This is a genomic window from Mailhella sp. (assembly GCF_057866825.1).
On the sequence record NZ_DBMAHT010000145.1, the window covers coordinates 1 to 4,632 of the forward strand.

Genomic DNA, 4,632 nt, shown 5'->3' on the forward strand with positions numbered 1-4,632 from the left:
CATGCTGTCTCATCGTTTTTGCATGCGAAACAAGGAGACAGCATGAGCAGATCGGTATGGCGGCTGACCATTCGCGGCGATTTCGCCGCCGCCCACGCCCTGCGGCACTATCAGGGCAAATGCGAAGCCCTGCACGGACACAACTATCTGGTGGAAATGGTGGTGGAAGGCGAAACCCTCACGCCCGACACCGAACTCGTGGCCGATTTTTCCGCGCTCAAGAAGGAACTCAGGGCGGAACTTGCCGCCATCGATCACGTGTACCTCAACGAGCTGCCGCCCTTCGACGTCATCAATCCCTCGTCGGAGAATCTGGCCCGCTATCTGTACGGCAGAATGAAGGAACGTCTGGCCTCCATGCCCGTACGCATGTACAGCATGACGGTGGGCGAAACGCCGATTCAGTCCGCCACCTACATGGAACTCGAAGACTGATGCCGCGCTCTCCCGCCCTTGCCGCGGCAACACGGCTTGCGGGACGAGCCCTACCGCTCATGGAGGAGTGGGCCCTCGCCGCGGGAGCCGACGCGCTGATCAACGCCGGGCCCGTATTTCTCCCCCCGGGCGGCCGTCTGCCGAGGCTCCATCCCGCTCAGGAAAACGCGCCGCTTCCGCCCCGAAGCTCGACGGCGGCCGTCTGCTGCTTTGCCCTGACCATGCCGCCCGCCGAGGATCTCGACGCATGGTTTCTGTCGCTCGCCAGGCAGGCCGGGCACACGCTGATCTTTGACTTCAAAATGCCCGAACGGAATCTCGACTACCCCGGAGTGCTGCTCTTTTCCCCTCTGCGGCGCAGGCTTTCCTGCGGGCGTCGCGGTCTCGCGGGAGGGCTGGAAGCGCTGCTCTATCGCCATCGGGACCAATGCCGCGTGCTTCAGCGCCGCACGCTCGGCGCAGGCGCGCTCTGTCTCGTACTGGTGCAAAATCGCGACTGACGCCGCTGCCGTTTCAGGGCTTTTGCTCCGCCCGCTCAGGCAAAGCGCGCAAAGAAGCTCAGGCGCGGCTCTCCGACGCTCGATTTTCATGAGACCGAAATGCGCCGCCGTCGCGCTTCAACATAAAGAGATGAAGCTGCTGTCGGCGCACCTTCTCTTCGATGCCGACGGCCCAGCCCACAACGCAGCCGGCGAGGCAACAAACGACCGGAGCCATCCGCGCGGCGGCGACCATGCCTGCGCGTCCGGCCGTTTTCCTCCGCAGACGCGTCAACGCAACAGCCGCCGGGAATGCGGTGGCCTGACGACATGATGTTGCCGCAGGCGCGGCGGCCCAAAGCGTCCGAAAGAACTCCTACCTGCCAGCAGGTTTCCGCCAAAGACGCGGCGGCCCGGCGGCGAAAACGGGACGCTCCGCGCCGCCGGAACAAGTTCCGCTACTTCCGGGGCAGTTCCATGGACGCGCCCTGCTCCACGGCGGGCGAAGGCTGCTCCGGCTCCGTCTTGTCGGAAGGCATGCCCATGAGCGCGCCGAGCTGCCCCTTGAAAATGATGTGCGTGGCGGTTTCGTCCGCCAGTTCGCCGAGATCCATGAGCTTTTCCAGAAATTCCAGAATTTCGCCCCGGCGCTCTTCCACCGACCACTTGAAATCTTCCTCAAGGTTGCCGGATTTCAGATATTCTTCCAGTTCGGCGATGTATTTGGCATTGAGCATGGCCATCTGCAGACTCCAGTATGTTGCGCCCTGAGGCGTGAAGGATAAAACGAAAGCGCGTTTTCCGCGTCATATTCCGTTGTGCTTTCGGGAAATAAGTTCGCTCTCCACCATGGCCTGACGGGCCAGGGCCACCATCACCGGGCCGGCAATGATGCCCACCGCGCCGAATACCGCCAGACTGCAAACGATGGAGAGAAGCAGCACCACCATGGACACTTCAATGCCCGTCTTGAGAAAATACGGCCGCAGAAGGTTGTCGGAGCCGGAAACCACAATGCTGCCCCAGGCCAGCAGCATCAGCGCCGAAGCCAGCGACTGCGTGGCCCACAGGTACACGGTGATGGGCAGCCACACGATGGCCGTGCCCGCCAGAGGTATCACCGCCGAAAACACGGCCAGCAGTCCCCAGAACGCAGGATCGGGCACGTCGAGAAGGCGCAGCCCGATGCCCGTGAGCGTTCCCTGAATGATGGGCACGAACACGATGCTGATGAACACGGAACGACTGGCGTTGTGCAGCACGGCGACAAAGCGATCCACCATGTCGTCGCGCTGGGGCAGCACCTGGAGCACCACACGGCGTATGGCCGGGGCGTACACGACGATGAGGCAGGTAAACACCATGAAAAGACACACCGACCACACCATGCCCATGGTGTCGCCGGCAAGATTCAGGCCCTTGGAAAGCACGTTCTTGATGACCGCGTTGACCACGGCATTGAAGTCGTTTTCCAGCTTATCGAGGTATTCCGGAGCGTTGGGAACATTTTCCACAAAGAACCGGTACGCCTCGCCCACATGATAGGATATGGCCGGCGGTATGGGATGCCCGTTCTGCCACCAGGCGCTGAGACGACGCGCGCCTTCGAGCGCCTGCGGCACCACCATGACTATCACTATGGTGATGGGCGTGGCCACGCATATCACCAGGCCGACGGAAAAAAAGGCGATGGCCGATGTTTTGGCCATTCTCGCGCGCAGCCAGCGATAGATGGGCAGCGTAAGCGCCGCTGCAACGGCCGCAATGAACACGCTCGTGAGATACGACGAGAGCAGCGTAAACCATAAAGCAATAGCAACAACAGCCAGACAGCGGGCCATGAGTCCTCCATAACGGGCATCGGAGAGGTTCCGACATCTCTCCGAGAATACTGGGGAACGCGCACGATGTCCAGTTGTCCGCGCTTATTCTCCGCCGATGTTGTTTGAGCAAACAAACGACTTGCCTTTATCGCTGCAATAAGGCAAACCTGAAGCCGTCAGAAACGTTCTCCGATCGCGTTCTTTCAGGAATCAGGCACAAGGGAGCCTGTCCGGAGACATTCCCTTTTTCATGGCCGAGGTCTTCCCGGACCGAGGCGTACCGTCCCAGCCGGACAACAGTAATAAGGAACATGAAAAGCGTCACTAAAAAGGAAGCCCTTCTGCAGGCAGCCAAGGAACTTTTCGGCGAGTACGGCTTTGCCGAAACCACGTTCAAAAAAATTTCCGACAGGGCGGGAGTCGCGCTGGGCCTCCTCACCCATCATTACGGCAACAAGGAAAAGCTGTTCTTTGCCGCGGGCATGGACGTGCTGGAACATTTTTTGACCGTGCTGCGCTCCGCCACGGAAGGCACGCCCGACGGCCTTACCGGCGTGCTCTGCTTCTGCCGCGCCTATCTTGAATTTTCCGTCGATCCGCACACCAACTGGCTCGTGCTCGTGCGCTGCTCTCCCTACAGCGACATGAAGGCCAGCGACGATAGGGAAATCATGCTCCGCAAATTTGCGGAAGTGCATCATCTTCTCGAAATCCAGCTTCAGCGCGGCGTTGCCGACGGTACGATCACCACGCTCACGCCCTCCAGCACGGCGCAGGTCATCGTGGGCCTCATGGTCGGCGCCAACCGCACGCGCGTGCTCACGCCCTACACCTACGGTTCTTCCGAAAACTTCTACACCGAAACCCTTTCCTTCGTCGAACGCGCCATCACCAGCGGAAAACCCAGGACAGCCTAATATGGATTCCCTCATCACCGCCGCTCTGCTCGGGCTCGTGGAAGGACTCACCGAGTTCCTTCCCGTTTCTTCCTCCGGTCATCTCGTGCTCGCTTCCAGCCTTCTGGGATTTTCCGGTCCGGGGGCGTCCACCTTCGAGGTGGTCATTCAGGTGGGCGCCATTCTCGCCGTGCTCGCCCTCTACTGGCGGCGCTTTCTCGGCCTGCTTCGCCTCTCTGGAAACAAGCGCGGCTTTGCCGGACTGCGCGGCATTCTAATGCTCGTGCTCACCACCCTGCCCGCCGCCTCCCTGGGACTTCTGCTGCACAGCTTCATCAAATCGCTGTTCACGCCCGCCACGGTGGCGGCCGCTCTGGTGTGCGGCGCCGTTCTCATGCTCGTGGTGGAACACATGCTCGCCCCGAAGCAGAACAACATGCCCGTGCAGACCCTCGATCAGCTCACCCCCCTGCAGGCGCTCGGCATAGGCTGCTTTCAGTGCCTCGCCCTGTGGCCCGGCTTCTCCCGCTCCGCCTCCACGCTCATGGGCGGCATGATTCTCGGCGTGCGCCGCGAAGTCGCCGCGGAATACTCCTTCATTGCGGCCGTGCCCATCATCATCGGCGCAGCGGGCTACGATCTTCTGAAATCGCTCTCCCTGTTCACCGCGGCGGACGTTCCCTTCTTCCTTGTCGGATCGCTGTGCGCCTTCCTTTCCGCCATCGCCGCCATGCGCTGCTTCATCTCCCTGCTCGGGCACGTCACCCTCAAGCCTTTTGCCGTCTATCGCCTGCTGCTCGCCATTCCGGTGTACCTCTTCATGCTGCGATAAAAAAATTTGCCGGAAGGCAAAAAAAATGCTTGCCAAGGGCGGCCGTTTTCTATAAGTACATTCCTGCGCCGGATGATTCCGCAGCACGGCAAGGTAGCTCAGTTGGTTAGAGCATACGGTTCATACCCGTAGTGTCGAGAGTTCAAATCTCCCCCTTGCTACCATAA

The 4,632-nt window shown here is 60.7% G+C and carries 6 protein-coding genes and 1 tRNA gene; 5 read left to right on the forward strand and 2 right to left on the reverse strand.

What is annotated here, in order from left to right; genetic code table 11:
- The first annotated feature begins 42 nt into the window (after nucleotides 1–42).
- Complete coding sequence (locus ACZM96_RS09650) at nucleotides 43–435, forward strand: 6-pyruvoyl trahydropterin synthase family protein (protein ID WP_294488518.1); 393 nt, start codon at nucleotides 43–45, stop codon at nucleotides 433–435.
- A gap of 59 nt (nucleotides 436–494) precedes the next feature.
- Nucleotides 495–935 (forward strand): hypothetical protein, encoded by a 441-nt coding sequence (locus ACZM96_RS09655; RefSeq protein WP_489488795.1) that lies wholly within the window; start codon nucleotides 495–497, stop codon nucleotides 933–935.
- Nucleotides 936–1,372: 437 nt separating this feature from the next.
- Here ACZM96_RS09655 and ACZM96_RS09660 read toward each other — a convergent pair whose 3' ends face one another.
- Nucleotides 1,373–1,657, reverse strand: a complete 285-nt coding sequence (locus ACZM96_RS09660; protein WP_489488796.1) for a hypothetical protein — start codon at nucleotides 1,655–1,657, stop codon at nucleotides 1,373–1,375.
- 63 nt (nucleotides 1,658–1,720) lie between these two features.
- Nucleotides 1,721–2,755: an AI-2E family transporter gene (locus ACZM96_RS09665; RefSeq protein ID WP_489488797.1), complete on the reverse strand. Its 1,035-nt coding sequence runs from the start codon at nucleotides 2,753–2,755 to the stop codon at nucleotides 1,721–1,723.
- A 293-nt stretch (nucleotides 2,756–3,048) separates the two neighbouring features.
- Between ACZM96_RS09665 and ACZM96_RS09670 the strand changes: the two genes are divergently transcribed.
- From ACZM96_RS09670 to ACZM96_RS09680, 3 genes are all read left to right on the forward strand, one after another.
- Nucleotides 3,049–3,654: a TetR/AcrR family transcriptional regulator gene (locus ACZM96_RS09670; protein WP_489488798.1), complete on the forward strand. Its 606-nt coding sequence runs from the start codon at nucleotides 3,049–3,051 to the stop codon at nucleotides 3,652–3,654.
- A gap of 1 nt (nucleotide 3,655) precedes the next feature.
- Nucleotides 3,656–4,465 (forward strand): undecaprenyl-diphosphate phosphatase, encoded by an 810-nt coding sequence (locus tag ACZM96_RS09675; RefSeq protein WP_489488800.1) that lies wholly within the window; start codon nucleotides 3,656–3,658, stop codon nucleotides 4,463–4,465.
- An 87-nt stretch (nucleotides 4,466–4,552) separates the two neighbouring features.
- A tRNA-Met gene (locus ACZM96_RS09680) sits at nucleotides 4,553–4,629 on the forward strand.
- Nucleotides 4,630–4,632 lie beyond the last annotated feature (3 nt).